This is a genomic window from Micromonospora sp. H33 (assembly GCF_052068455.1).
Lineage (GTDB): Bacteria > Actinomycetota > Actinomycetes > Mycobacteriales > Micromonosporaceae > Micromonospora.
The window spans coordinates 649,320-671,510 of the sequence record NZ_JBQHDE010000001.1 but is presented as its reverse complement, the minus strand read 5'-3'; the positions used below and the strand labels follow the sequence as shown (position 1 = coordinate 671,510).

Genomic DNA, 22,191 nt, shown 5'->3' with positions numbered 1-22,191 from the left:
GGATTACTTGCCGACTCCGAGTTCGGCGCCGTAGAGCTCCATCACGCCCACCGTCACGACCGTCGTTCCCACCGGCGGCCCCCCCGACAGCACCGCCTCGGTCCCATCGGGCCCGCCCACCGTCGCAACCACGACCTTCTCCCGGATGTGGGTCAAGGGTCGGGGAACCGTGTAGACCCAGGCGGCGCCGTCCGGGGTGTACAGCACCGCGGAGTACGGCAGGACGGTCGCCGCGTTGGCCCGCTGGCCGCCCGGCGTGGGCGAGGCGCCCGGAGACGACCTCATCGCCCCCGGTTCGCGGAGCTGGACCGTCTCGATGCCGAGGCGATCGGCGGCCTCCCGGGTCAACCGCACGCTCCGGACGCCGTTGGCATCGGCTTCGCCGATCACGGCGGGCGCCTGGTGGTGAAGTCCGCTCGGCGGGGCCGTCTGACATCCCGACAGGACCAGGCCTGAGGTGATCAGTACCGCTGCCGCCCATCGACCACTGTTTCGCATGTGGTCGCCTCCTTGTCCGTGCATGGAACTCTCCTGCGTCCGATCGGGCTCACGCGGGGCTCGTACCTGTCTGTTGGCCCGCCGCATCCGGTTGTGGCCGGGGCGCGGGGAGCGACCCGGGCGGTGGTTGAGACCCGGCCGGCCGTGGGGACGGGGTTGCGAAGCGCAGGTAGAGGCCGGGCAGGACGACCAGATTGAGCAGCGCCGTGGTGATCAGGCCGCCCACGACGACCAATGCGAGCGGGTTCACGATCTCGAGACCCGAGACACTGCCGTAGAGCGCCAGCGGCACCAGAGCCAGCCCGGCCGCCAGGAGGCCCACCACCGTGGGGATGAACCGCTGCCGTGAGCCGAGCGCGACCAGGTCGGCGCCCGGCTTGTGGCCTTCCTCCTCAAGCCGCTGATACTGCCGGATCTGCAGTACGCCGCCACGAACGGCCATCGCCAGCACGGTGAGCAACCCCAGCAGCGAGACCGCCGAGACGGCGCCCCGATCGAGGACCGCCAGCAGCAGCCCTCCCGCCAGCGCGGTCGGCAGGAGCAGGAAGTACAGCGACGCCACCCGCCAGCTGCCGAAGCCGGCCTGCAGCAGGAAGAAGATCAGGATCACGGCGCCAATCACGAAGGTCCACACCCGGAATTCGGAACTGGCCTGTGCCTGGCCCTCTCCGAGCACCTCAAGGTGGTGCTCACGGGGGAACGTCACCGGCTGGAGGCGATTCTTGACCTCGCCGGTGACCGCGCCCAGACCACGCCCGCGCACGTTCGCGACGACATCGATGCTGCGGGAGACCTGATCGTGGGTGATGACTGCGGGCTTCGCCACGACTCTGACGTCGGCGACATCGCCCAGGCGCACCTGCGTCGGGCCGCCACGCAGGCCGCCGACCGGCGCGTCGATCCGGAGATCCTGGATCGTGGACAGGTTCTGCCGCACCGCCGGGACGCCCCACACGACGACCTCGAACACCTTCTGGTCGTCGAAGAGGTTGCCCGCGACCGTCGCCGCCACGAGGGTGGCCGCCGCCCGGCGCACATCGCCCGGCTTCAGACCGTACTTCGCCGCCTTGGCGACCGAGACCTCGATCTCCACCGTGGGCGCGACCTGATGCGTGCGGATCCGTGGTTCGGCGACGCCGTTGATGCCGGAGATGATCCCGAGCACCTCCCGCGCCTTCTCATTGAGGACGTCGTAGTTGTTGCCGTAGATGCGCACGACGAGGTCCTCCGCGACACCCCGGGTCACCACCTCGCGGATCCGCTTGTCCGAATAGGTGATCACGTCGCTCTGCACGCCGGGATAGCCGTCGACCACCCGCTGGACGGCGGCCAGGGTCGTGCCGTAGTCGGCCGCTGGGTCGATGCTGAGCCACACCTCGCCGGCGTTGATGCTGACGATCTGGTCCGACGCCAGGGCCCGCCCGGTGTGGGCTCCGACGTTGCGGACCCCTGGCACGGCCCGCAACTCGATAGTGAGCGCGGACGTGATCCGGTTCATCTCCGGCCGGGACGTACCAGGCACCGCCGCCCAGCTGATCAGCAGGTCCCGCTCCTGCAGCGTCGGCGACAGCGGCCGTCCGCGCAGGAACGGCAGGGCGACCAGGCTCGCCACCACGAGCAGGCCGACCAGCGCGTACGACCAGGCCGGCCGGCGGAGCAGGTTGGGCAGCAGCCCGGCGTAGGCCCGTTCCAGCCGCCCGGCGAGCGGCGACTCGCGGTGCGGCAGGGACGGGCGGGAGAGCAGAAGCGCCGCCAGCACCGGCGCGATGGTCAGCGCGACCAGCAGCGAGACCGTCGTGGCCACCAGGAAGCCCTGTGCGACCGGCGTGAGGAACGCGCCGCGCACCCCGTCCAGGATGAGGAGCGGCACCACCGAGACCGCGACGATCACGGCGGCGACGAAGAGCGGGCCGCGCACCTCGAGGATCGCGGTGCGAATGGTGTCGGCTACCGGAACGTCGGAGGACTCGTCGCGGCGCTGGCGCAGCCGCTTTCGGACGTTGTCGACGCCGACCACCGCGTCGTCCACGACGATGGCGAGGGCCATCACCAGCCCCGCCAGGGACATCATGTTGAGGCCGACGCCGAACCACCCCAGGACGAGCACCGTCACGGCTACCGACGCCGCGATCGTCACGAGGCTGACCAGCGCGGCGCGCCAGTCGAACAGGAGCGCACCGAGCACCAGCACCAGCAGGATGGCGCCGAGGATCAGCGTGATGGTCAGGTTGTCGACCATCTTCTCGATGAAGGTGGCAGGGCGGTAGACCGTCGTGTCGATCTGCACGCCCGGCATGGCGGGTCGCATCTGGTCGAGTGCCGCCTCCACGTCCCGGGTCACGTCCGCGACCTTCGCGCCCGGGAACCGCTCCACCACGAGCATGAGGCTCGGGGTGTCCTCGACGAGGGCGTCCCCGATGAGGAGTTGGTGATCTTCGACGATCTGGGCGACGTCACCGAGGAGCACCCCTCGGTCCTCCGCGCCCTGGACGGTGACCTTGGCCAGATCCTCGGCAGTCTTGATCGGCTGGTTGTGCTGGATTTCGATCCGCTGGTTGGCGGTGTCGATGAATCCGCCCAGTCCGGGGGTCGATGCCTCCACAAAGGTCAGTGGCGAGGTCCACAGCGCGTTCGCCGACGTGCGCAGCACCTGGTCCAGCGTGACGCCGTGCCGCACCAGTTCGGGGGGATCGACCTGCACCTGTAGTTGCCGGTCGCGGAAGCCCCAGATGGCCACGTTCGCGACGCCGGGGACGCTCAGCAGGCGGGGAACGATCGTCCAGCGGGACAGCAGCGACATGTCGATCAGTGAGCGCTCGTCGGATGAGAGCCCGATCATCATGAGCCGACCGGTCGACGACAGTGGCTGCACCACCAGCGGCGGCTTCGACGAGGCCGCAGGGAGCATGGCGACCATCGTCAGACGCTCCTGCACGACCTGCCGGGCCCGGATCGGGTCGGTGCCCGGCTCGAAGGTCATCTCCATGGACGCCAGCCCCGGAATGGTGCGGGACTCGAGCTTCGCCAGCCACGGGATCCCGTTGAAGAACTCGTTCTCCATTGGGTTCGTGATCAGGTTCTCGACCTCTTCCGCGGAGAGCCCGAGCGCCTCGACCTGCACGTCCACCCGTACCGGCCCGAATTCCGGCAGGGCCTCGACCGTGGTGTTGCGAAGCTGAATGAAGCCAGCCGCCATCAGGGCCACGGCGACGGCGAGCACCAGCCGTTGATACTTGACGCTCGATCCAGCGATCCACCGCATCATGGCCCGAAACCTCTCGGTTAGAGACTTGTCGGTTGCCAACCAGAGCCACAGACTGACGGGGATCGCTCACGGTCCGCTCACACCCGGCTCACGCACTGCCCACCGGTATCAGGCCGTCATGCGGCCGGTATGGATGGCACCGGAGCAGCGGCGCGGGGCGGACGTCTGGCGCCGCTCCCAGCGTCGGTACACCAGCACCGTGCTCGGCCCCAGCTTCGAGGAGACCGTCCGGCAGTGGGCGCTGCGATTCGCGGATCCGGAGACGATCGGTGGCGTCGTCGTCGAGGCGACGCCCGGCCGTCCGCACCGATCCGTCGACCCGGCGCGGATTTACGCCGGCGACTGACGACTGCCCGACGCGGCGCGGCAGGCGGTGCTGACCGGCGAGCGACCGCCACAACTCGTCACGGTGTTGGACGAGCATGTGCTGTGCCGCCCGGTCGGCGGTCCGCTGGTGATGCGCGAGCAGCTGCAGCGCCTGGTGAAGGTGGCCACGGACCATCCCCGGGTGCGGCTGCATGTCGTGCCCGCCACGGTCGGCGCATATCCCGGTGTCGCCGGGGCCTTCGTGCTGGCTGCGCTTCCCACCAGGGAGGACGTCGTATACCTGGACGACCAGCTCAAGGGCCAGGTGATCGACCACACCGAGGACGTACTGGCGGTCCGGGCGTCGTGGGAGGCGATCCAGGGCGAGGCGCTCCCGCCCCGGCAGTCGGTCGAGTTGCTATCGAAAGTGGCGGAGACATGGACCTGACCGGCGCCCGGTGGCGCACCAGCATCCGGAGCAGCACCAACGGCGGCGACTGCGTCGAGGTGGCCGACAACCTGCCCGGCGTGGTCGCCGTACGCGACAGCAAGGACCGCGACGGCGGAAACCTGACCTTCGACCCGGCGGCCTGGCGTGCCTTCGTCGCCGAGCTCAAGAGCCGCTGACCGAGCCCCCGAACGGGCGCTCGCCGCTACCGCGATTGGCGGTCCGGGTGGACGCGCCCTCTCGGCAACAGTTGTCCGGACCGGCGATCACCAGCATCCGGTCGCGGTGAACGGCCTGCTCCACAGGGCGACCTGGAGGACGACCGACTTCAGCCACGCCTGGTGCATGGCCTCGACATCCTCCGCGCTGTGCCCCTTCTTGGCGAGGAACGGCCGGATGGTCGTGGTGATCGGGACGATGAACGCGATGATGTGCCGGAGGTTGATCAACGGAACCGACGGGGCGTTGTCGGTCGCGTTCTTGCGTCGCGGAGTGTGCCGTAGTCCGATCTCCTCGGCGTAGTCCAGCCACGCCAGGTCATAGGGGCGGTTGCAGGTGTCCAGGATCCACTGACCGAACCGGCCACGTACGCGCTGCTGATAGTCCTCGATCGGCTGGCCGTCGGGGGTGGCGAAGTACGAGGCGAGATGCGGCTGGGAGCTCACGAAGCCGTACCAGACATCGAGAATGTCTTCGATCTGATCGGCCAGGACCTCGCCCGCCAGGCGCAATGCCGCCTCGTCGCTCGAATCGAACATGGCGCTGGTCTTGATCTGGTCGAGGTCGGCGAGGGTGACGGGGGATCGGGCGACCTGATCCGTGCCGTACGTGTATCCGGCGACCTTGGTTCCCGTCATCGTTGGCAGACCTCCGTCTCTCGACTTCCTTGCGGAGCAGAGTACGTTCTTATTCCCGACAAGTACGCCAAAGCGGACAGGAACCCGCGGCGAGGGTTCAGCGCGACGAATGGTCACGTGCCGTCGCGGGGGCTCGGGGGACCCGCCTCGGCCGGCCACGACCGGGGTGCGGGAGACTGGCGGGTATGGCGGCTCGTGGCTTCCCGTACACCGATCTCAAGGACTTCCTCGCGGCGCTGGAACGCGCGGGCGAGCTGCGCCGGGTGGGCGTCCCCGTCGACCCCACCCTGGAGATCAGCGAAATCGTCACCCGCACGGTCCGCGCGGGTGGCCCGGCGCTGCTCTTCGAGCGGCCGACCCGCGGCGAGATGCCGGTGGCGATCAACCTGTTCGGCACCGAGAAGCGGATGGCGATGGCGCTCGGTGTGGAGTCGCTGGACGAGATCGGGGAGCGGATCGGCGGGCTGATCAAGCCGGAGCTGCCGGTCGGGTGGTCCGGCATCCGCGAGGGCCTGGGCAAGGTCATGCAGCTCAAGTCGGTGCCGCCGCGCAAGGTGAAGACCGCGCCCTGCCAGCAGGTCGTGTACCGAGGCGACGACGTCGACCTGAACCGGCTGCCCGGCCTGCAGGTGTGGCCGGGCGACGGCGGGGTCTTCCACAACTTCGGCCTGACCCACACCAAGCACCCGGAGACCGGCAAGCGCAACCTCGGCCTGTACCGGCTCCAGCAGCACAGCCGGAACACGCTGGGCATGCACTGGCAGATCCACAAGGACTCCACCGCCCACCACGCGGTCGCCGAGCGGCTCGGCCAGCGGCTGCCGGTCGCCATCGCCATCGGCTGCGACCCGGTGGTCTCGTACGCCGCGAGCGCCCCGCTTCCCGGTGACATCGACGAGTACCTGTTCGCCGGCTTCCTGCGCGGCGAGCGGGTCGAGATGGTCGACTGCCTCACCGTGCCCCTCCAGGTGCCGGCGCACGCCCAGGTGGTGCTGGAGGGCTACCTCGAGCCCGGCGAGCGGCTGCCGGAGGGCCCGTTCGGCGACCACACCGGCTTCTACACGCCGGTGGAGCCGTTCCCCGTCCTGCACGTCGAGACCATGACGATGCAGCGTGACCCGGTCTACCACTCGATCATCACCTCGAAGCCGCCCCAGGAGGACCACGGCCTCGGCAAGGCCACCGAGCGGATCTTCCAGCCGCTGCTCAAGCTGCTGATCCCGGACATCGTCGACTACGATCTGCCGGCCGCCGGCGTCTTCCACAACTGCGCGATCGTGTCCATCCGCAAGCGCTACCCGAAGCACGCGCAGAAGGTGATGAACGCGATCTGGGGCGCGCACCTGATGTCGCTGACCAAGCTGATCGTGATCGTCGACGAGGACTGCGACGTGCACGACTACAACGAGGTCGCCTTCCGGGCCTTCGGCAACGTCGACTACGCCCGCGACCTGCTGCTCACCGAGGGGCCGGTGGACCACCTCGACCACTCGTCGTACCAGCAGTTCTGGGGCGGCAAGGCGGGCGTCGACGCCACCCGCAAGCTCCCCGAGGAGGGCTACACGCGGGGCTGGCCCGAGGAGATGACCATGTCGCCGGAGGTCGTGTCCCTGGTCGACAAGCGGTGGAAGGAGTACGGCGTCTGATGGCCGTCGTCGACGCGCCGGTCCAGCGTCCGGGCCGGGTGAAGTCCTTCCTCAAACTCGTGGCGATCGAGCACTCGGTGTTCGCGCTGCCGTTCGCGTACCTGTCGGCGTTGACCGCGATGCAGGTCGACGGCGGGCGGGTGCGCTGGCTCGACCTGCTGCTGATCACCGTGGCGATGGTCGGGGCGCGGACGTTCGCGATGGCCGCCAACCGGATCCTGGACCGGCGGATCGACGCGCGGAACCCGCGTACCGCCAACCGGGAGTTGGTGACCGGCGCGGTGAGCGTGCGGACGGCCTGGACCGGGGCGGCCGTCGCACTGGTCGTGTTCCTGGCCGCCGCCGCGCTGCTCAACCCGCTCTGCCTGGTGCTCGCGCCGCTCGCGGTGGTGCCGCTGGTCGTCTACCCGTACGGCAAGCGGTTCACCAACTGGCCGCACGCGATCCTCGCGGTGGCGCAGGCGGTCGGCCCGGTCGGCGCCTGGCTGGCGGTGACCGGCACCTTCGCCGGCTCGTGGCCGGCCTGGCTGCTCGGGGTGGCGGTGGGGCTGTGGATCGGCGGTTTCGACCTGATCTACGCCTGCCAGGACGCGGAGGTGGACCGGGAGATCGGCGTGCACAGCGTGCCGGCCCGCTACGGGCTGCGCTTCGCGCTGCGCGCCTCGACGGTCGCGCACGTGGTGACCTTCGCGCTGTTCATCTGGTTCGGCGCCCTGGTGGGCTTCGGTTGGCTCTGGTGGATCGGGCTGGCGCTGACGGCGGTCGCCTTCGCGTACCAGCACGTGGTGGTGAGCCCGACCGACCTGAGCCGGGTCAACCGGGCGTTCTTCACGGCGAACGGGTTCGTCGGCATCGCGCTCTTCGTCGTCGCCGTTCTCGACCTGGTGGTCCGCCTCGGGCTGCGCCCCTGACGGTCAGCGCGCGCCCGCGTAGCGGCTGCTCTCGAGGGTCCAGTCGATGGTGCCCCGGACGGCGTTGGCGACCACGTCGAGATGGTCGCCGACCGACGCGTCCAGCGCCGGGCCGAACGACGGCACCTCGGCCCGCAGCCGCACGAAGCGGCGCATCGACTCCCGCCAGCGGTCGGCCACCAGCTCGACCGCCTCGGCCAGCGGCACACGCCGCTCCGCGGCGATGGCCAGCACCAGGTTGTGCCCCACGGCGGTGGGCTGCTCCCGCTCCAGCGAGGCCAGGTCGTTGTACCAGGAGAGCAGGTCGTTGCCGGTGTCGGCGACCCGGCGCAGCGCCGGATGGTGGTAGACCGGGTCCGGCAGCGGGCGCCCGGTCACGAACTCCACCAGCGGGTACGACAGGTACGCCGCCGAGGTGGCGCGCCGCAGCTCGACGTACTCGCTCACGCCCGGCCGGCGGCCGGCGGCCTTCCCGACCGCCTCCCGCCAGGTGCCGTCGAGGTGGTGGGCGACCGCGTCGGCGACGCGGGCCCGCCACCGCGCCGGCATCCGGCGGCGGGGCTCCCGCCACGCGCGGACCAGCAGTCGCCGCAGCCCGCCGTCCAGCCCGGGGGACCGGAGGCGGGCCCCGCCGTGCAGCACCGTCACCGTCCCGGTGCGCAGCGCGCGGATCTCGTCCGGGGCGAGCCGCTGCGGCCCGTCGCAGGCGTCGTCGACGAGGAAGAACCAGGTGAAGAGCGCGGTGAGCACCCGCAGATCGGCCTCGGTGGCGCCGGGGTAGAGCCGGCCGGCGTACCGGGCGACGCCGGCGGCGGCCAGCCGTCTCCGGGCCGCGGCGTCCAGCGGCAGGTCGAGGTCGGGCAGCAGCTCGTCGACGAGCCACCGCTGCACCGCGTCGGCGTACGGCGAGATCCGGGGCGCGATCGGGCACTCGGCCCGTAGCGACCAGAGGACCGCGCCGGTCATCACCGATTCCTCCCGCGTGCGAGCTGCCTACGATGCAAATCGCCGCGGAAAGCATGTCAGGTCGGCGGGACACCCGCCCTCCCGGGCGGACAAGGGGGCTGAGCAGGTGGCAATCTCCCCCAAACCGGGGGTGCCCACCGCCGGGCCTCGACCACCAGGCAGTCTGAAGGCATGCGCGAACCATGGGTGGTCGGGGTGTCCGGGGCATCCGGTACCCCGTACGCGGCGGCTGTCGTCCGGGCGCTGCTCGACGCCGGCGAACCGGTGGACCTGATCGTGTCCCGGGCCGCCCGGTTGACCATCCTGGACGAGACCGGCCGGTCGTTCCGGGACGGTCACTGGGCCGAGGACCTCGCCGCCTGGCTGGGGCGGGACCTCGCCGGCACCGACGTACGCCACTGGCCGGCGGGCGACCTCGCGGCCGGGCCGAGTAGCGGCTCGTACCGGGTACGCGGAATGGCGGTCGTCCCGGCGAGCACGGCCGCCTGCGCCGGCATCGCCATCGGCCTCTCCAAGGACCTGCTGCAACGGGCGGCCGAGGTCAACCTCAAGGAGCGCCGGCCGGTGGTCGTGGTACCCCGCGAGACGCCGGTGACGCGGAGCCACCTGGAGCACCTCATCGCCCTGCACGACGCCGGTGCGGTGGTGCTACCGGCGAGCCCCGGCTTCTACGGCGCGGGAGCGGCGGCCTCCGCCGCGCAGCTCGTCGACTTCGTCGCCGGCAAGGTGCTGGACGCCCTGGGCGTACCGCACACGCTCTTCCGCCGCTGGGCGGGTGAGTTGGGCGCGGCGCGCGACTGAGCGCCCGCCGGGTCCGGCCGGCACGCGGACCGGTTGCCAGCGTCCGGTCCGCGCGCCGTCACACCGATTCAGTACATCCCGGCGTTGGCCGGGCCGGAACCGGTCGAGGCGGTGGGGCCCACGTTGCGCGGCTTGCCCATGTCCTCCGTCTCGTCCAACATGCCCTCCCCCTCGAGCAGGGCTCGCACCTCGGATTCCCGGAACCGGCGATGCCCGCCTGGAGTCCGGATGCTGCCTATCCGGCCCGCCGCCGCCCACCTCGTCACAGTCTTGGGATCAACCCGAAACAGCGCGGCGACCTCACCCGGTGTCAGCAGGCGATCTCCAGTGTCCACAGCCCCCTCCTCGCGTCGACGAAGCCCCCGGCTGAACACACTGCCCCCGGCCGGTGCGAGCCCAGAGCCGTCATGAGGGACGTATGGCAATTACAGCACCGGCGACCTGGCTTGTCCGCCAAACGCGAAAAACCCACTGAGTGGGAAGTTAGGAAATGTTACCCGCGAACGTCCGTCTTGACGGCCGGTTTGTGAACAATTACGCTCCGTATGCTCATCCGGGACCGCGCACTCGGCGTGACGACGGTACGACTAGGGTCTACAGTCCGTGGACGCGATCGACCTGAGCCTCGTTGAGCTGCTGCGCGGCAACGCCCGCCTCTCGTACGCCGAGCTTGCCCGACAGGTGGGCCTCTCCGCCCCGGCCGTGCACGAACGGGTCGGCAAGCTCGAGTCCAGCGGCGTGATCCGCGCGTACCGGGCCGAGGTGGAGCCGGAGACCATCGGCCTGGGGGTGACGGCCCTCATCGGCATCGTCGAGGACTCGGCCGCGGACACCGACGACGTGCTGGAGTCGTTCCGGGCCATCGCCGAGATCGAGTCCTGCTACTTCATGGCCGGCGTCGAGTCGTTCCTGCTCAAGGCCCGGGTCGGCACCATCGCCGAGCTGGAGCAGCTCATCGTGCGCCTGAACCGCACCCCCGGCGTGGCGTCGACCCGCACCAGCATCGCCCTGTCGACCAAATGGGAGAACCGCCCCCAGCCCGTCCCCCCGCTGCCAGCCTGAAGCGTCGCTGTCGCGGCTCTGGCGGCAGCCGGACCAGCGGTAGTAGCGTGCGCCGATGACCACCCCGACGACCGGCGCGGGCCCCGCCGCCACCGGTACCGCCACCGCCCCCGGAACCGCCGTCGTGACCGGTGCGGCCGGTGGCCTGGGGCGGGCCATCGCCGCCGCGCTGCACGCCGACGGATGGCGGGTGCTCCTCACCGACCTCGACCCCGACGCGGTGGCCGACGCCGCGGCGCCGCTGGGCGGCTGGTCCCGCGCGCTCGACGTCCGCGACGAGGCGGCCTGCGCCGACATCGCGGCCGAGGCGGCCGGGCGCGGCGGTCTCGGGCTCTGGGTCAACAACGCCGGCATCCTGATCACCGGGCCCTCCTGGGAGCACGACGCGGCCACCCGACGCCGGGTGCTGGAGGTCAACACGCTCGGCGCGATGAACGGCACCCTGGCGGCGCTGGCGGTCATGCGGACCCAGGGGTACGGGCACGTGCTCAACGTCGTCTCGCTCGCCGGGTTGGTGGCCGCTCCGGGCGAGACGGTCTACGCGGCCAGCAAGCACGCCCTCGTCGCGTTCAGCATCGGCACCCAGGCCGACCTGCGGCTGGCCGGGCACCGGGGCGTACACGTGTCGTGCCTGTGCCCGGACGGGATCTGGACGCCGATGCTGCACGACCGGCTGGACGACCCGGGCGCGGCGGCCTCCTTCACCGGGACGCTGCTCACGCCGGAACGCGTCGCCCGCCGGGCCGCGCGGCTGGCCCGGCGACCACGCCCGGTGGTCGCCGTCCCGCGCTGGCGGGGCGCGCAGGTCCGCCTCCTCGACGCACTGCCCGGCGCGGCGCTGTGGCTCCTGCCGGTGGTGATGCGCCTCGGCCGGGCCGGCCAGCGCCGGCAGCGCCGCCGGACCGGCGCCGAACGGCACTGACCAGGCTTGCTAGGTTTCCGGCGTGACTCATCTCGACCGGTGCGACGAGGCCAGCCGGCGTTGGGTGACCGAGGCGATCGCCGCGGTGGAGGCGGACGCCAACCGGTCGGCCGACACCCACCTGCTGCCGTTCCCGCTGCCCCGGGAGTGGGGGATCGATCTCTACCTCAAGGACGAGTCGGTGCACCCGACCGGCTCCCTGAAGCACCGGCTGGCCCGCTCGCTGTTCCTGTACGGGCTCTGCAACGGCTGGATCGGGCCCGCCACCACCATCGTGGAGGCCTCCTCCGGGTCGACCGCGGTCTCCGAGGCGTACTTCGCCCGGATGCTCGGGCTGCCGTTCATCGCGGTGATGCCGGCCTCCACGTCGCCGGAGAAGATCTCCAAGATCGAGTTCCAGGGGGGTCGGTGCCACCTGGTGGACGACCCGGCCAAGGTGGTCGTCGAGGCGCGCTGGCTGGCCGAGGACTCCGGCGGCCACTTCATGGACCAGTTCACGTACGCCGAGCGCGCCACCGACTGGCGGGGCAACAACAACATCGCCGAGTCGATCTTCTCGCAGCTCTCCCTGGAGCGGAATCCCGTACCGGCGTGGGTCGTCGTCGGCGCCGGCACCGGCGGCACCAGCGCCACCATCGGCCGGTACGCCCGCTACCGGCGGCTGCCCACCAAGCTCTGCGTGGTGGACCCGGAGAACTCCGCGTTCTACCCGGCGTGGCAGGCCGCCGACTGGTCGGTGCGCACCGGACGCGGCTCCCGCATCGAGGGGATCGGCCGGCCCACCGTCGAGGCGTCCTTCCTGCCCTCCGTCGTGGACCGGATGGTCCAGGTGCCGGACGCCGCCTCCCTGGCCGCCATGCGGGCCGGCTCGGCCGTCCTCGGCCGGCAGGTCGGCGGCTCCACCGGGACCAACCTGTGGGGCGCGTTCGGGCTGATCGCCGAGATGCTGGCCGAGGGGCGTACCGGCTCGGTCGTCACCCTGATCTGCGACGCCGGGGACCGCTACGCCGACACCTACTACGCCGACGACTGGGTGGCCGCCCAGGGCCTCGACCTGGCCCCGCACCTGGCGACCGTCGAACGCTTCCTCACCGACGGAGCCTGGCCCGCCTGACGAGGGTGCGCGCTCAGCGCGGCGCTGCGCGCTCAGCGCGGCGCTGCGCGCTCAGCGCGGCGCTGCGCGCTCAGCGCGGCGCTGCGTGCTCAGCGCGGTGCGGCCCGCTCCGCGAGCCCCGGGTAGCGCAGCACGTACCCGTCGCCGTCTACGTCCAGTTCGGCGGTGAACGTGTCGCTGTGGAAACGCACCCGGCCGGGGCCCAGTCCCGTGTAGACCTGCTCGGCGGCGACCACCAACAGGCTCGGCACCAGCACCCAGGCGACCGCGATCCGGTGCGGGGTGTCGGCGGGTGCGCCGGTCAGCCCGAGCCGGCGTACCGGCAGGGTGTTGAAGAGCGCCGACCCGCCGAGGTCGACGTCGAGGGCGTCGGCCAGCCGGTCCGGGTCGTCGGTGCCCGGCAGGCCGGCGGGCGGCTGACCGGCGGCCGCCAGCGCCGTGTCCAGGTCACCCTGCTCGGCCGTGGTCACCCGCCACCGGTCGACCGCCCGTTCCAGGCGTACGCTGCGCAGCCAGCCCGACCCCTCGGCCTCCACCACCAGGCCGGTCGTGACCCAGTCCGGGTCGGTGGTGAGCTGGTAGCGGCACGTGTACGGGATCGGGTCCACGGCGACCTGGGTGCCCCGCGCCGTCAGACCCCGCCCGTCGTCGACGAGAGCGTGCTCGGCGCCGGCGGTGTCCGTCCGGGTCCAGAGGAACGACTTCGGCATGGTCGGCATGAACCGACGCTACAGCGACCCGACGAGGCCGGGCAGCGCAGTCGGCCGCGCCGTCGATGATCGGATACGTCGGACCGGGCCGACACGCCGGCCGGACTGCCGCTCCGACGTATCCGATCACGTCCCGTGGGTCAGTGCCGGCCCGCGGCCGGGCGCCCAGCGACGGGTCGGTCACCCGATCGCCGCTCCGAGCGGCCGTCGGCCGGCCGGCCCGGGTGGCGGCGGTCGTCGAAGCGCCGGTGGTCGGCCCGCTCCCCGAAGCGTCGCTGCTCGCCGCGCTCGCCGAAGCGCCGGTCGTCGGCCCGCTCGCCGAGGCTCCGGTCGCCGAAGCGCCGGTCGTCGGCCCGCTCCCCGAAGCGCCGCTGCTCGCCGTACCGCCGGTGGTCGGCGCGATCCGCCGGCCGCCCGTGCTCGGTGCGCTCGCCGTGGCTCCGGTACGCGGGGCGGCGCGGACCCGAGGACCGGCGCGGCTCGGGCTCGTCCCGGACCGGGACGCCGCTCGGCTCGCGGGCGCCGATCAGCTCGGCCAGGGCCGGGTCACCGGCCCGGACCCGGGTCTCTGCCGGCTCCACGCCGGCCTTCTCGAGCATCGCGAGGGTGGTGCGGCGCTGCTTCGGCAGGACCAGGGTCGCCACCGCACCCGACTCGCCGGCCCGCGCGGTACGCCCCGCCCGGTGCAGGTAGTCCTTCGGGTCCTTCGGCGGGTCGACGTGCAGCACCAGCGAGACGCCGTCGACGTGGATGCCCCGCGCCGCCACGTCGGTGGCGACCAGGACGTTCACCCGGCCCTCGCGGAACTCGGCGAGGGTGCGGGTGCGCATCCGCTGGGTCTTGCCGCCGTGCAGGCCCCCCGCCCGTACGCCGACCGCGGCCAGCTGCTGCACCAGCCGGTCGACACCGAGCTGGGTACGGGCGAACACCATCGTCCGACCCTCCCGGGCCGCGATGGACGCGGCGACGGGGAACTTGTCGTGCGGCGGGATCAGCAGGAGGTGGTGATCCATGGTGGACACGGCCGCCGTCGGCGGAGCGGTGGAGTGGGTGACCGGGTCGGTCATGAACCGCTTGACCAGCGCGTCCACGTCACCGTCCAGAGTGGCCGAGAAGAGCAGCCGCTGCGCGTCCGCCGGGGTCTTCGCCAGCAGTTCGGTGACCTCGGGCAGGAAGCCCATGTCGGCCATCTGGTCCGCCTCGTCCAGCACGGTGACCTCGACGTCGTCGAGGCGGCAGACGCCCCGGTCGATGAGGTCCCCGAGCCGCCCAGGGGTGGCCACCACGACCTCGACCCCGCGGCGCAGGGCGTCGATCTGCCGGTCGTACGGCACGCCGCCGACCGCGGTCTTGAGGAACACGTCGACGGCCTTGCCGAGAGGGAGCAGGGCGTCGTTGACCTGCATGGCGAGTTCCCGGGTCGGAACCAGGACCAGGGCGCGCGGGCGCAGGGGCCGGGCCCGCTCCCCGGCGGCCACGCGGGCCAGCAGGGGCAGGCCGAAGGCGAGGGTCTTGCCGGAGCCGGTCTGGCCGCGCCCGAGCACGTCGCGACCGGCCAGCGCGTCCGGCATGGTGGCGCGCTGGATCTCGAACGGCGTGGTGATGCCCTGCCGGGCCAGGGCCCGGACCAGCGGCTGGGGCAGCCCGAGGGCGGCGAAGTCGATCGTGGTGTCGGAGGCGGACGAGGTCGTGCCAGGGTCGAACGAGGTGGTCAAGAAAGGCCTTTCAAGCGGGGCGCATCTTCGCGATGGCCCGCCGCGGCTGCACGCCGCCGGATCGCCCGCAAGACCGCCCATGGGCGCGCGTCGGGCGCGCCAGGTCAGTGATCTCCACCAGTGTACGACGGTCGGCCCGTACCGCCACGCCGCCGCCGACCGGTAGTGGGGCGACTCACCCGACGCTCACCCGTTCAGGATGCTGCCCACCAGCCCGTCCATCGCGTCGTTGGCGAGCAGGACGACCAGCACGCTGATCGCCACCAGCAGACCCACCGACGCGACCAGGACGAGCACCACGCGGGCGTTGCTGGACCGCTCCTCGGCCGGGGTCTCGGTCCAGCCCTGGGCGAGGATGTGCCCGGTCAGGGAACCCGAAGTCTCCAGGGTGTTCGCCGGGAAGGCGACGGTGGCGAAGCCCGGCCCCTCCGTCCCGCCGCCGTAGATCGAGCCCAGGTCGCCCTCGTACCGGTCCGGCCGGCCGGACCCGCTCCACGCGCCGCCCGCCCGGGTGGCCGGCGGACCGCCGGCGGCGGACGGTGGGGCGGCGGTGGCGGACGACGGGGCGGCGCCGCGCGGGCCGGGCACCGTCGTCGGGGCCGACACCGCGGCGCGTCCGGTGAGCCGTGCCGGCTGCCCGGCCGCCTCGGCGGACGACGAGGTCGCGGGCGGCGGCGGGAACGGGGGCGACGGCATCGGGCCGGGCGGTGGCGGAGGTGGGGGCACCGGCGGACCGGGCGGCGGCGCCGGCGGGACCGGCACGGGCGGGACCGGTCCGGGCGGGACCGGGCCGGGCGGTGTCGGTCGCGGCGGGATCGGGCCGGGCGGGTACGGCCCCGGCGTGGGCGGCGGCGTGGGGCCCGGCACCGGTGGGGTGGGCGACGGCGGGGGCGGCCCGGGGACGGGCGGGGTGGGGGCGGGTGCGGGCTCCGGTTCCGGCACGGGAGGCTTGGGTGGCTGCGCCGGCTCCGGTGGCTGCGCCGGCTCGGGGGGCTCCGGGTTGACCGGCCCTGCCCGGTAGATCCGCGCCTCTCCGGTGACCGACCGGATGGCCGCCGCCTCGGCGACCGAGACCCGGCTCGCCCCGGGCACCGACACGCTGGCCCGCGCGGCGCCCGCGACCTCGCGGACCTCGTCCGCGGGCTTGCCGTCCGGGGCGTCCGCCGGCTGGGCCTCCTCGGCGGCGTCGCTCGTCCCGCGAGCGCCGGCGTCGGGCGCTGCGGCGGTGGGTGCCGGTGTGCCCTCCGCCGGTCCGGTTCCCTCGGCGGTGTCGGTCGTCCCGCGAGCGGCTGCGTCCGGCCCGGTGGAGGCGGGTGTGGGCCTGGAGTCCGGTTCTGACGTGGCGGCGCGCTGACCGGGAACCGCCGGCGACGGTACGGAGGCGGATCCCGTCGCCCGGTAGGTCGTCGCGCCCGCGCCGGTCGGGACCACGCCGTCGGACGGCGGGGCGACCGCGGTGGCGACGCTGACCTGGCCCCGGGTGGGCGCGGGCGCAGCGGACCGGGGACGGGCCCCGTCGACGTCCGGGGTCGGGGGGTGACTGGCGGAGTCGGGCGTGGACGTCGTGCCCGGGCCGTCGCCACCCGGCCCGCCGGGCTCGCCGGTGAGGTCGGGGGCGGACGGGTCCACCGGGACGTTCTGCTCGGCCATGCTCGTCCTCCGCGCCACGCTCGCACCCGGATCGGTGACGCCGGACCGGGTGTGCCTGAGTCTCACCGTGCCACATTCCGTCCCGACCGCACAGCAGGAGTCGGTATCGGACGGTGACCGGGCGGGTCGCGTCAGCTGCCGGTGCTCGCCGAGGCGCTGGCCGACGTGCTCTCCGACGGCGCCGAACTGCTCGCGGCCGTGGTCGGGACGGCGCGGCTGGTCGTCGTGTCCGGCGACGGCGACGAGGGCTCGGTCGCGGGACTCGACGGGGCGGGCGTGCTGGCGGTCGGCGACGGCGTCGGCGAGGTCGACGCGGACGGGGTCGCCGACGGCGAGGTGGACGGCGAGGTGGACGGCGACGGGGACGTGCTGGGCGACGGCGTGGTCGACGGAGTCGGCTTGGGGGTGGCCGACGGCTTCGGGGAGGCCGAGGGCTTCGGGGAGGCCGTCGCGCTCGGCGTGGGGGCCGGCGTGGTCGGCGCGGGGACCCCACCGACGACCCGGGTGGCCGCGTAGAGGCGGGACCAGCGCACCGTCGAGATCTTGACGACGTCGCCGGTGCTCGGGGCGTGGATCATCTTGCCGCCGCCGACGTACATCCCCATGTGGTGGATGCTCGTCCAGCTCGTCCCGGACGCGAAGAAGAGCAGGTCACCGGGGAGCAGGGCGGTGCGGGCCACCGTGCGGTACCGGGTCGCGTAGTACTGGTCGCGGGAGACCCGCGGGAGGTCGTAGTAGCCGGCCGACCGGTATGCGGCCCAGATGAGGCCCGAGCAGTCGAACCGGTCCGGCCCCTCGGCCGCCCACAGGTACGGGTCGCCGAGCTGGGCCTTCGCGTACGCGAGCGCCTGGAGTGCGATCGGGTGCGCGGCCAGCCCGTTCGCCGTCTCGTTGGCGATGTACCCGGCGCCGAGCGCCTGCTCCGCGGCCTCCTGCTGGCGCTCCAGCTCGATCAGCTGTGCCGCGTTGTCCTTGCGCAGCGTGGCGAGCTTCGCCTCCTCGGCGCGGAGCGCCTGCTCGCTCGTCGTGTACGCCGTGCGGGCGGTCTGCACCCGGCCCTGCGCGGCCAGCAGCCCCTGCTGGGCGGCCTGCTCGCCGGTGCGGGCCCGGTTGAGCTCGCGGGTCGCGGCGGTGGTGTCCCCGCCCTCGACCTCCTCGCCGCGGGTGATCCGGGAGAGCTGGCTCAGGTCGTGCAGGTCGGTCGCGAACTCGGCGGGTGGCAGGGCTGCGGCGGCCTTCATCGCCTCGGTGACGGCGCTGTCGGCCCGCTCCTGAGCCCGGGCCAGCGCGTCCCGCGCCAGGGCCAGGTCGCGCTCGGCGGTGACGAGCTGCGCCTCGGCCTCGGTGCGCTTCTGCCGCAGCAGGAGCAGCTCGTCGCTGAGCTGGCCGATGCGCGCCTCGGCGGCGTAGATCTGCGTGGCGAGCGGGCCGTTGACGAGGTTGGTGACCGGCGCGCCGACCGCGCCCGGAGTCGGGGCGAGCGGCATGCCGCCGGGCAGGCTCAGCGGGCCGGACGCGACCGGGCGGGCACCCGTGTCCGGCACGGTGGTGGGCAGCGCCGGCTCGGCGTACGCGGGGGTGCTCAGCACGGCGGCGGCGACGGCCCCGAGGAGGGCGGACCAGAGCTTCGGACGCAGCACCGGCGAGATCACCGGGCTCCGTCGACTCGGCCGTCGTCCGTGCCTGCTGTCGACCATTCCGCTCCCCGTCCGGCGTGTGTGGCCGCGCTCGGTGCGCGCGGCGCCGGGACGCTAACAGTGGTGTGTGTCGCGCCCCATCCTGTCTTACCGCACGCGGGCAGCGATGTCGATGTGTCGCCGGGTTACGGCTCGCTGAGAACGCGGTGAAGTGCGTCGCTGGCCGCCGACCGCGCTGACGGCGGCTCGGCCGGCCGACGTAGGCTCGATCGGGACCGCAGGTGGAAGGGACGTGGCTGGACATGGACGCCGGACTCAAGCGTGAGCTCGAAGCGAAGGTGTACGCCGGCGAGCGGCTGACCCGTGAGGACGGGATCGCGCTCTACGAGAGCGACGACCTCGCCTGGCTGGGCCGGCTCGCGCACCACCGCCGCACCGAGCTGAACGGCGACCGGGTGATGTTCAACGTCAACCGGCACCTCAACCTGACCAACGTGTGCAGCGCGAGCTGCGCGTACTGCTCGTTCCAGCGCAAGCCGGGCGAGAAGGACGCCTACACGATGCGCATCGACGAGGCGGTCCGCAAGGCCAAGGAGATGGAGGACGAGCAGCTCACCGAGCTGCACATCGTCAACGGCCTGCACCCGACGCTGCCCTGGCGCTACTACCCGAAGGTGCTGCGCGAGCTGAAGGCGGCCCTGCCGAAGGTCAAGCTCAAGTGCTTCACCGCGACCGAGGTGCAGTGGTTCGAGAAGATCAGCGGCCTCTCCGCCGACGAGATCCTCGACGAGCTGATGGACGCCGGCCTGGAGTCGCTGACCGGCGGCGGCGCGGAGATCTTCGACTGGGAGGTCCGGCAGCACATCGTCGACCACGCCTGCCACTGGGAGGACTGGTCGCGCATCCACCGGCTGGCCCACAGCAAGGGCATGAAGACGCCGTCGACCATGCTGTACGGGCACATCGAGGAGCCCCGGCACCGAGTCGACCACGTGCTGCGGCTGCGCGAACTGCAGGACGAGACCGGCGGCTTCGCGGTCTTCATCCCGCTGCGCTACCAGCACGACTTCGTCGACTCGGCGGACGGCAAGATCCGCAACCGGATCCAGGCCCGCACGACGATGGCCTCCCCGGCCGAGTCGCTGAAGACCTTCGCGGTGTCCCGGCTGCTCTTCGACAACGTCCCGCACGTGAAGTGCTTCTGGGTGATGCACGGCCTCTCGGTCGCCCAGCTCTCGCTGAACTTCGGGGTGGACGACCTGGACGGCTCCGTCGTGGAATACAAGATCACCCACGACGCCGACTCGTACGGCACGCCGAACACCATGCACCGCGAGGATCTGCTGAACCTGATCTGGGACGCCGGCTTCCGCCCGGTCGAGCGCAACACCCGCTACGAGGTGGTGCGCGAGTACGACGCCGCGCCGACGCTGGCGGAGCGGCGTGCCGAGCCGCAGCAGGTGTGGGCCTGACCGGCACGTAACCTCGTAGGCCATGACCGAGCAGCAGAGCGGCTTTCCCCGGCGCGACGCCGAGGGGCGCATCCTGACCCTGGGCGACCTGCTCGGGGTGAGCCTGGCCGGCCTGGTCGTCGGGCTGCTGGCGGTGGTGCTCTTCGACTGGGCCTTCGCCTCGTTCGGTGCCGGGGAGTTCGGCCGGGCCAACGGGTGGCTGGCGGTGATCCTGCCGGCGTGGCTCTACTGGGAGGACTTCCGCGCCTGGGAGTTCGGCGCCGCCCGGGTGGTGGCCGTGCTGGTCGCCGGCGCGGTGGCGGTGACGGCGGGGCTGGTGGTGGCCGGCCTGGCCGCCGGGCTGCCGCCGCTGCTGTCCGGCGGGCTGGGCGCGGCGGCCTTCACCGTGGCGTACGCGGTGGTGTGGTTCCCCGGCGTACGGTGGCTGGCCCGCCGGACGGGTTGACGCCGCCGCCCGACCGGCGGCGGAGAACGGAGTACGGAGATGAGCGCGGCGGTCAAGTACACGCTGGGCCGGATCGGGCTGTTCGTCATCGTGCTGGCGGCCCTCTGGTTCACCGACCTGAACGTCTTCATCAAGCTGATGCTGGCGCTGGTCTTCTCGGCGGCCGCCTCGTTCTTCCTGCTGAAGGGCTGGCGGGACGAGATGGCCGAGGAGATGGCCGCGGCCGCCGAGCGGCGCCGCGCCGAGAAGGAGCGCCTCCGGTCGGCCCTGGCCGGCGAGGACGAGGAGCCGACGAACCCCTGATCCGGAGGGCGCCGGCACCGGCGCCCTCCGGACCGGAGCCGTCACCAGGTGGTGGAGCCGGGGGCCGAGGGCCAGGGGACGTCGGTGGGCTTGATCAGGTAGGCGATGCCGCCGGAGCCGCCGGACACCCCGCCGCTGGCGTTGATCCGCTTGGTCCGCAGCCAGATCTGCTCGAACTGGTCCCGCTTGTAGACGTTGCGCACCACGTCGTTGCTGGACGAGGCCGGGTCGTTGACGATCACGTCACCGGCCGGCGTGAAGCCGACCACCACGAACAGGTGCCCGGACGTGCCGTAGTTCGCGCCGTCCAGCTCGCTGGCGAGGAAGGACTGGCTGGTCACGACCGGGATGCCGGCGGCGATGAAGCGCTCCACGTCGTCCAGCGAGTGCAGCCGGGTGACCCGTCCCTCCATGCCGGGGAAGGAGGCGGCGTAGGCGGTGTTGAACGGCCAGTTGCCGGCACCGTCGTACTGGTGGTCGTAGACCATCCGGGCGGCGTGGTTGACCGTCGGGTCCGGATAGGACGGGTCGACCCATGCGGTGTCCTCCGCCGAGGCTCGCCGGCCCCAGTACTCGATCACCATGGTGGTCGAGGTGGGGGAGCACCAGGCCTGACCGCCGCCGTCGTACTCGGGGTAGTGACCGGCGTGGACGTTCTGCGAGTACCGGGGCACGGCCAGTTCGGTGCCCCAGGCGATCCCGCCGGTGCTGGCCGGGACGGTGAACCGGTCCGGGACGTACGAGGACATCGCCCCGACCATCCGCAGCACCGGCGAGGCGGTCTGCGCCGGGTCGCGGTAGAGGGTCACCCGGAGCTGGTAGGCGTCCAGCAGCACGCCGGCCGCCGGGTCGTTGATGGAGAAGGTGTCGGTCCAGATGGTCGACCACTTGTCGCTCTGCTTGTCGACGCTGGTGCGCTTGATGTCACCGTCACCCGAAGCCCAGCGACCCATGACGTACCAGGGGGTCTGCGCGCCGGAGGAGTAGGCGCCCTGCAACTCCACCTGGATCCAGGTGCCGGTCGGGGTGTCGGCGTTCCAGGAGGCGACGAGCTCGCTCGCGTCGAAGCCGATGTCGGTCACCGGCGAGGTCCACGTGCCGTACGCCCAGGTCCGCTTGCTCTTGGTGTGCGGGTCCTTGTACGCGACCGTGCCGACCGGCGTGCCGAGGGTGAGGCCGGTCGGGATGGCGACGGTGCCGGCAAGCGTGCCGGCGAGCCAGTCGGTCCCGCCCGACCAGTCGTGGTACGTGATCTGCTCGTCGTGCCCGACGGTGGCGGTGGCCGGCGCGGCGGCGAGCGGCCCCGCGGTGGCCGGTGTCGTGGTGCCGAGGAGGGCGAGCGCGGTGACGCCGGCGAGGGCGGCAGCGCGAAGGCGTGGTCTGGGCATCGGTACTCCACGGGAGAGGTGGGCATCGTTGCCGGTCAGTGTCCCGCTCGGAAGGAATTTTCGCCAGAGGCCGAC

General features: G+C 72.5%; 22 protein-coding genes. 12 read left to right on the top strand and 10 right to left on the bottom strand.

The genetic code is table 11. From position 1 onward, the window contains the following. Positions 1 to 3: 3 nt before the first annotated feature. On the bottom strand, positions 4 to 390 hold the full coding sequence (locus ACTMS0_RS03165; protein WP_441153547.1) for a hypothetical protein: 387 nt from the start codon (positions 388 to 390) through the stop codon (positions 4 to 6). 157 nt (positions 391 to 547) lie between these two features. Further along, on the bottom strand, positions 548 to 3,763 hold the full coding sequence (locus tag ACTMS0_RS03160) for an efflux RND transporter permease subunit (RefSeq protein ID WP_441153546.1): 3,216 nt from the start codon (positions 3,761 to 3,763) through the stop codon (positions 548 to 550). Positions 3,764 to 3,881: 118 nt separating this feature from the next. Between ACTMS0_RS03160 and ACTMS0_RS03155 the strand changes: the two genes are divergently transcribed. Genes ACTMS0_RS03155 through ACTMS0_RS03145 form a run of 3 tightly spaced genes read left to right on the top strand, consistent with a single transcriptional unit; the run spans position 3,882 to position 4,696 of the window. After that, the gene (locus tag ACTMS0_RS03155; RefSeq protein WP_441153545.1) at positions 3,882 to 4,109 is read left to right on the top strand and encodes a hypothetical protein; all 228 of its coding nucleotides are present in this window, start codon (positions 3,882 to 3,884) and stop codon (positions 4,107 to 4,109) included. Positions 4,110 to 4,112: 3 nt separating this feature from the next. Beyond that, a complete protein-coding gene (locus tag ACTMS0_RS03150) occupies positions 4,113 to 4,517 on the top strand; it encodes a DUF5753 domain-containing protein (RefSeq protein ID WP_441153997.1) in 405 nt (134 codons plus the stop codon). Then, a complete protein-coding gene (locus ACTMS0_RS03145) occupies positions 4,508 to 4,696 on the top strand; it encodes a DUF397 domain-containing protein (RefSeq protein WP_441153544.1) in 189 nt (62 codons plus the stop codon). Before ACTMS0_RS03150 ends, ACTMS0_RS03145 begins: the two co-directional genes overlap by 10 nt. An 87-nt stretch (positions 4,697 to 4,783) precedes the next feature. Here the strand turns inward: ACTMS0_RS03145 and ACTMS0_RS03140 are convergent, their stop codons facing one another. Continuing rightward, the gene (locus tag ACTMS0_RS03140) at positions 4,784 to 5,374 is read right to left on the bottom strand and encodes a protoglobin domain-containing protein (protein WP_441153543.1); all 591 of its coding nucleotides are present in this window, start codon (positions 5,372 to 5,374) and stop codon (positions 4,784 to 4,786) included. Between the two features lie 185 nt (positions 5,375 to 5,559). Here ACTMS0_RS03140 and ACTMS0_RS03135 point away from each other — a divergent pair, with 185 nt between their 5' ends. Both ACTMS0_RS03135 and mqnP read left to right on the top strand, forming a co-directional pair. Next, a complete protein-coding gene (locus tag ACTMS0_RS03135) occupies positions 5,560 to 7,020 on the top strand; it encodes a menaquinone biosynthesis decarboxylase (protein WP_441153542.1) in 1,461 nt (486 codons plus the stop codon). Then, on the top strand, positions 7,020 to 7,931 hold the full coding sequence (mqnP, locus tag ACTMS0_RS03130) for a menaquinone biosynthesis prenyltransferase MqnP (RefSeq protein ID WP_441153541.1): 912 nt from the start codon (positions 7,020 to 7,022) through the stop codon (positions 7,929 to 7,931). Before ACTMS0_RS03135 ends, mqnP begins: the two co-directional genes overlap by 1 nt. A gap of 3 nt (positions 7,932 to 7,934) precedes the next feature. On the opposite strand, the gene ACTMS0_RS03125 is transcribed toward mqnP, so the two are convergent. Then, complete coding sequence (locus ACTMS0_RS03125; protein WP_441153540.1) at positions 7,935 to 8,897, bottom strand: terpene synthase family protein; 963 nt, start codon at positions 8,895 to 8,897, stop codon at positions 7,935 to 7,937. Between the two features lie 171 nt (positions 8,898 to 9,068). Between ACTMS0_RS03125 and ACTMS0_RS03120 the strand changes: the two genes are divergently transcribed. Next, positions 9,069 to 9,698: a UbiX family flavin prenyltransferase gene (locus ACTMS0_RS03120; protein WP_441153539.1), complete on the top strand. Its 630-nt coding sequence runs from the start codon at positions 9,069 to 9,071 to the stop codon at positions 9,696 to 9,698. A gap of 68 nt (positions 9,699 to 9,766) precedes the next feature. On the opposite strand, the gene ACTMS0_RS03115 is transcribed toward ACTMS0_RS03120, so the two are convergent. Next, positions 9,767 to 10,033: a BldC family transcriptional regulator gene (locus ACTMS0_RS03115; RefSeq protein WP_441153538.1), complete on the bottom strand. Its 267-nt coding sequence runs from the start codon at positions 10,031 to 10,033 to the stop codon at positions 9,767 to 9,769. 268 nt (positions 10,034 to 10,301) lie between these two features. On the opposite strand from ACTMS0_RS03115, the gene ACTMS0_RS03110 reads away from it, so the two are divergent. From ACTMS0_RS03110 to ACTMS0_RS03100, 3 genes are read left to right on the top strand one after another with little or no spacing between them, the layout of a single operon-like run. Beyond that, complete coding sequence (locus ACTMS0_RS03110; RefSeq protein WP_441153537.1) at positions 10,302 to 10,760, top strand: Lrp/AsnC family transcriptional regulator; 459 nt, start codon at positions 10,302 to 10,304, stop codon at positions 10,758 to 10,760. Positions 10,761 to 10,815: 55 nt separating this feature from the next. Further along, positions 10,816 to 11,682 carry an SDR family NAD(P)-dependent oxidoreductase gene (locus ACTMS0_RS03105; RefSeq protein WP_441153536.1) on the top strand — a complete coding sequence of 289 codons (867 nt, stop codon included), beginning with the start codon at positions 10,816 to 10,818 and terminating at the stop codon, positions 11,680 to 11,682. Positions 11,683 to 11,704: 22 nt separating this feature from the next. Further along, positions 11,705 to 12,796 carry a PLP-dependent cysteine synthase family protein gene (locus ACTMS0_RS03100; protein ID WP_441153535.1) on the top strand — a complete coding sequence of 364 codons (1,092 nt, stop codon included), beginning with the start codon at positions 11,705 to 11,707 and terminating at the stop codon, positions 12,794 to 12,796. Between the two features lie 89 nt (positions 12,797 to 12,885). Here ACTMS0_RS03100 and ACTMS0_RS03095 read toward each other — a convergent pair whose 3' ends face one another. The 4 genes from ACTMS0_RS03095 to ACTMS0_RS03080 all read right to left on the bottom strand — a co-directional run bounded on the left by ACTMS0_RS03095 (position 12,886) and on the right by ACTMS0_RS03080 (position 18,568). After that, positions 12,886 to 13,506, bottom strand: a complete 621-nt coding sequence (locus tag ACTMS0_RS03095) for a putative glycolipid-binding domain-containing protein (protein ID WP_441153996.1) — start codon at positions 13,504 to 13,506, stop codon at positions 12,886 to 12,888. Between the two features lie 140 nt (positions 13,507 to 13,646). Next, on the bottom strand, positions 13,647 to 15,221 hold the full coding sequence (locus ACTMS0_RS03090) for a DEAD/DEAH box helicase (protein WP_441153534.1): 1,575 nt from the start codon (positions 15,219 to 15,221) through the stop codon (positions 13,647 to 13,649). Positions 15,222 to 15,407: 186 nt separating this feature from the next. Then, positions 15,408 to 16,871, bottom strand: coding sequence for a hypothetical protein (locus ACTMS0_RS03085; protein WP_441153533.1), 1,464 nt, complete (start codon positions 16,869 to 16,871; stop codon positions 15,408 to 15,410). A gap of 131 nt (positions 16,872 to 17,002) precedes the next feature. Then, positions 17,003 to 18,568 carry an NlpC/P60 family protein gene (locus ACTMS0_RS03080; protein ID WP_441153532.1) on the bottom strand — a complete coding sequence of 522 codons (1,566 nt, stop codon included), beginning with the start codon at positions 18,566 to 18,568 and terminating at the stop codon, positions 17,003 to 17,005. 242 nt (positions 18,569 to 18,810) lie between these two features. Between ACTMS0_RS03080 and mqnE the strand changes: the two genes are divergently transcribed. Genes mqnE through ACTMS0_RS03065 form a run of 3 tightly spaced genes read left to right on the top strand, consistent with a single transcriptional unit; the run spans position 18,811 to position 20,728 of the window. After that, positions 18,811 to 19,980, top strand: a complete 1,170-nt coding sequence (gene mqnE / locus ACTMS0_RS03075; RefSeq protein WP_441153995.1) for an aminofutalosine synthase MqnE — start codon at positions 18,811 to 18,813, stop codon at positions 19,978 to 19,980. Between the two features lie 22 nt (positions 19,981 to 20,002). After that, positions 20,003 to 20,425, top strand: a complete 423-nt coding sequence (locus ACTMS0_RS03070) for a hypothetical protein (RefSeq protein ID WP_441153531.1) — start codon at positions 20,003 to 20,005, stop codon at positions 20,423 to 20,425. A gap of 39 nt (positions 20,426 to 20,464) precedes the next feature. Continuing rightward, complete coding sequence (locus ACTMS0_RS03065) at positions 20,465 to 20,728, top strand: DUF4229 domain-containing protein (protein ID WP_441153530.1); 264 nt, start codon at positions 20,465 to 20,467, stop codon at positions 20,726 to 20,728. Between the two features lie 41 nt (positions 20,729 to 20,769). On the opposite strand, the gene ACTMS0_RS03060 is transcribed toward ACTMS0_RS03065, so the two are convergent. Beyond that, positions 20,770 to 22,116: a peptidase C39 family protein gene (locus ACTMS0_RS03060; RefSeq protein ID WP_441153529.1), complete on the bottom strand. Its 1,347-nt coding sequence runs from the start codon at positions 22,114 to 22,116 to the stop codon at positions 20,770 to 20,772. Between the last annotated feature and the right edge of the window lie 75 nt (positions 22,117 to 22,191).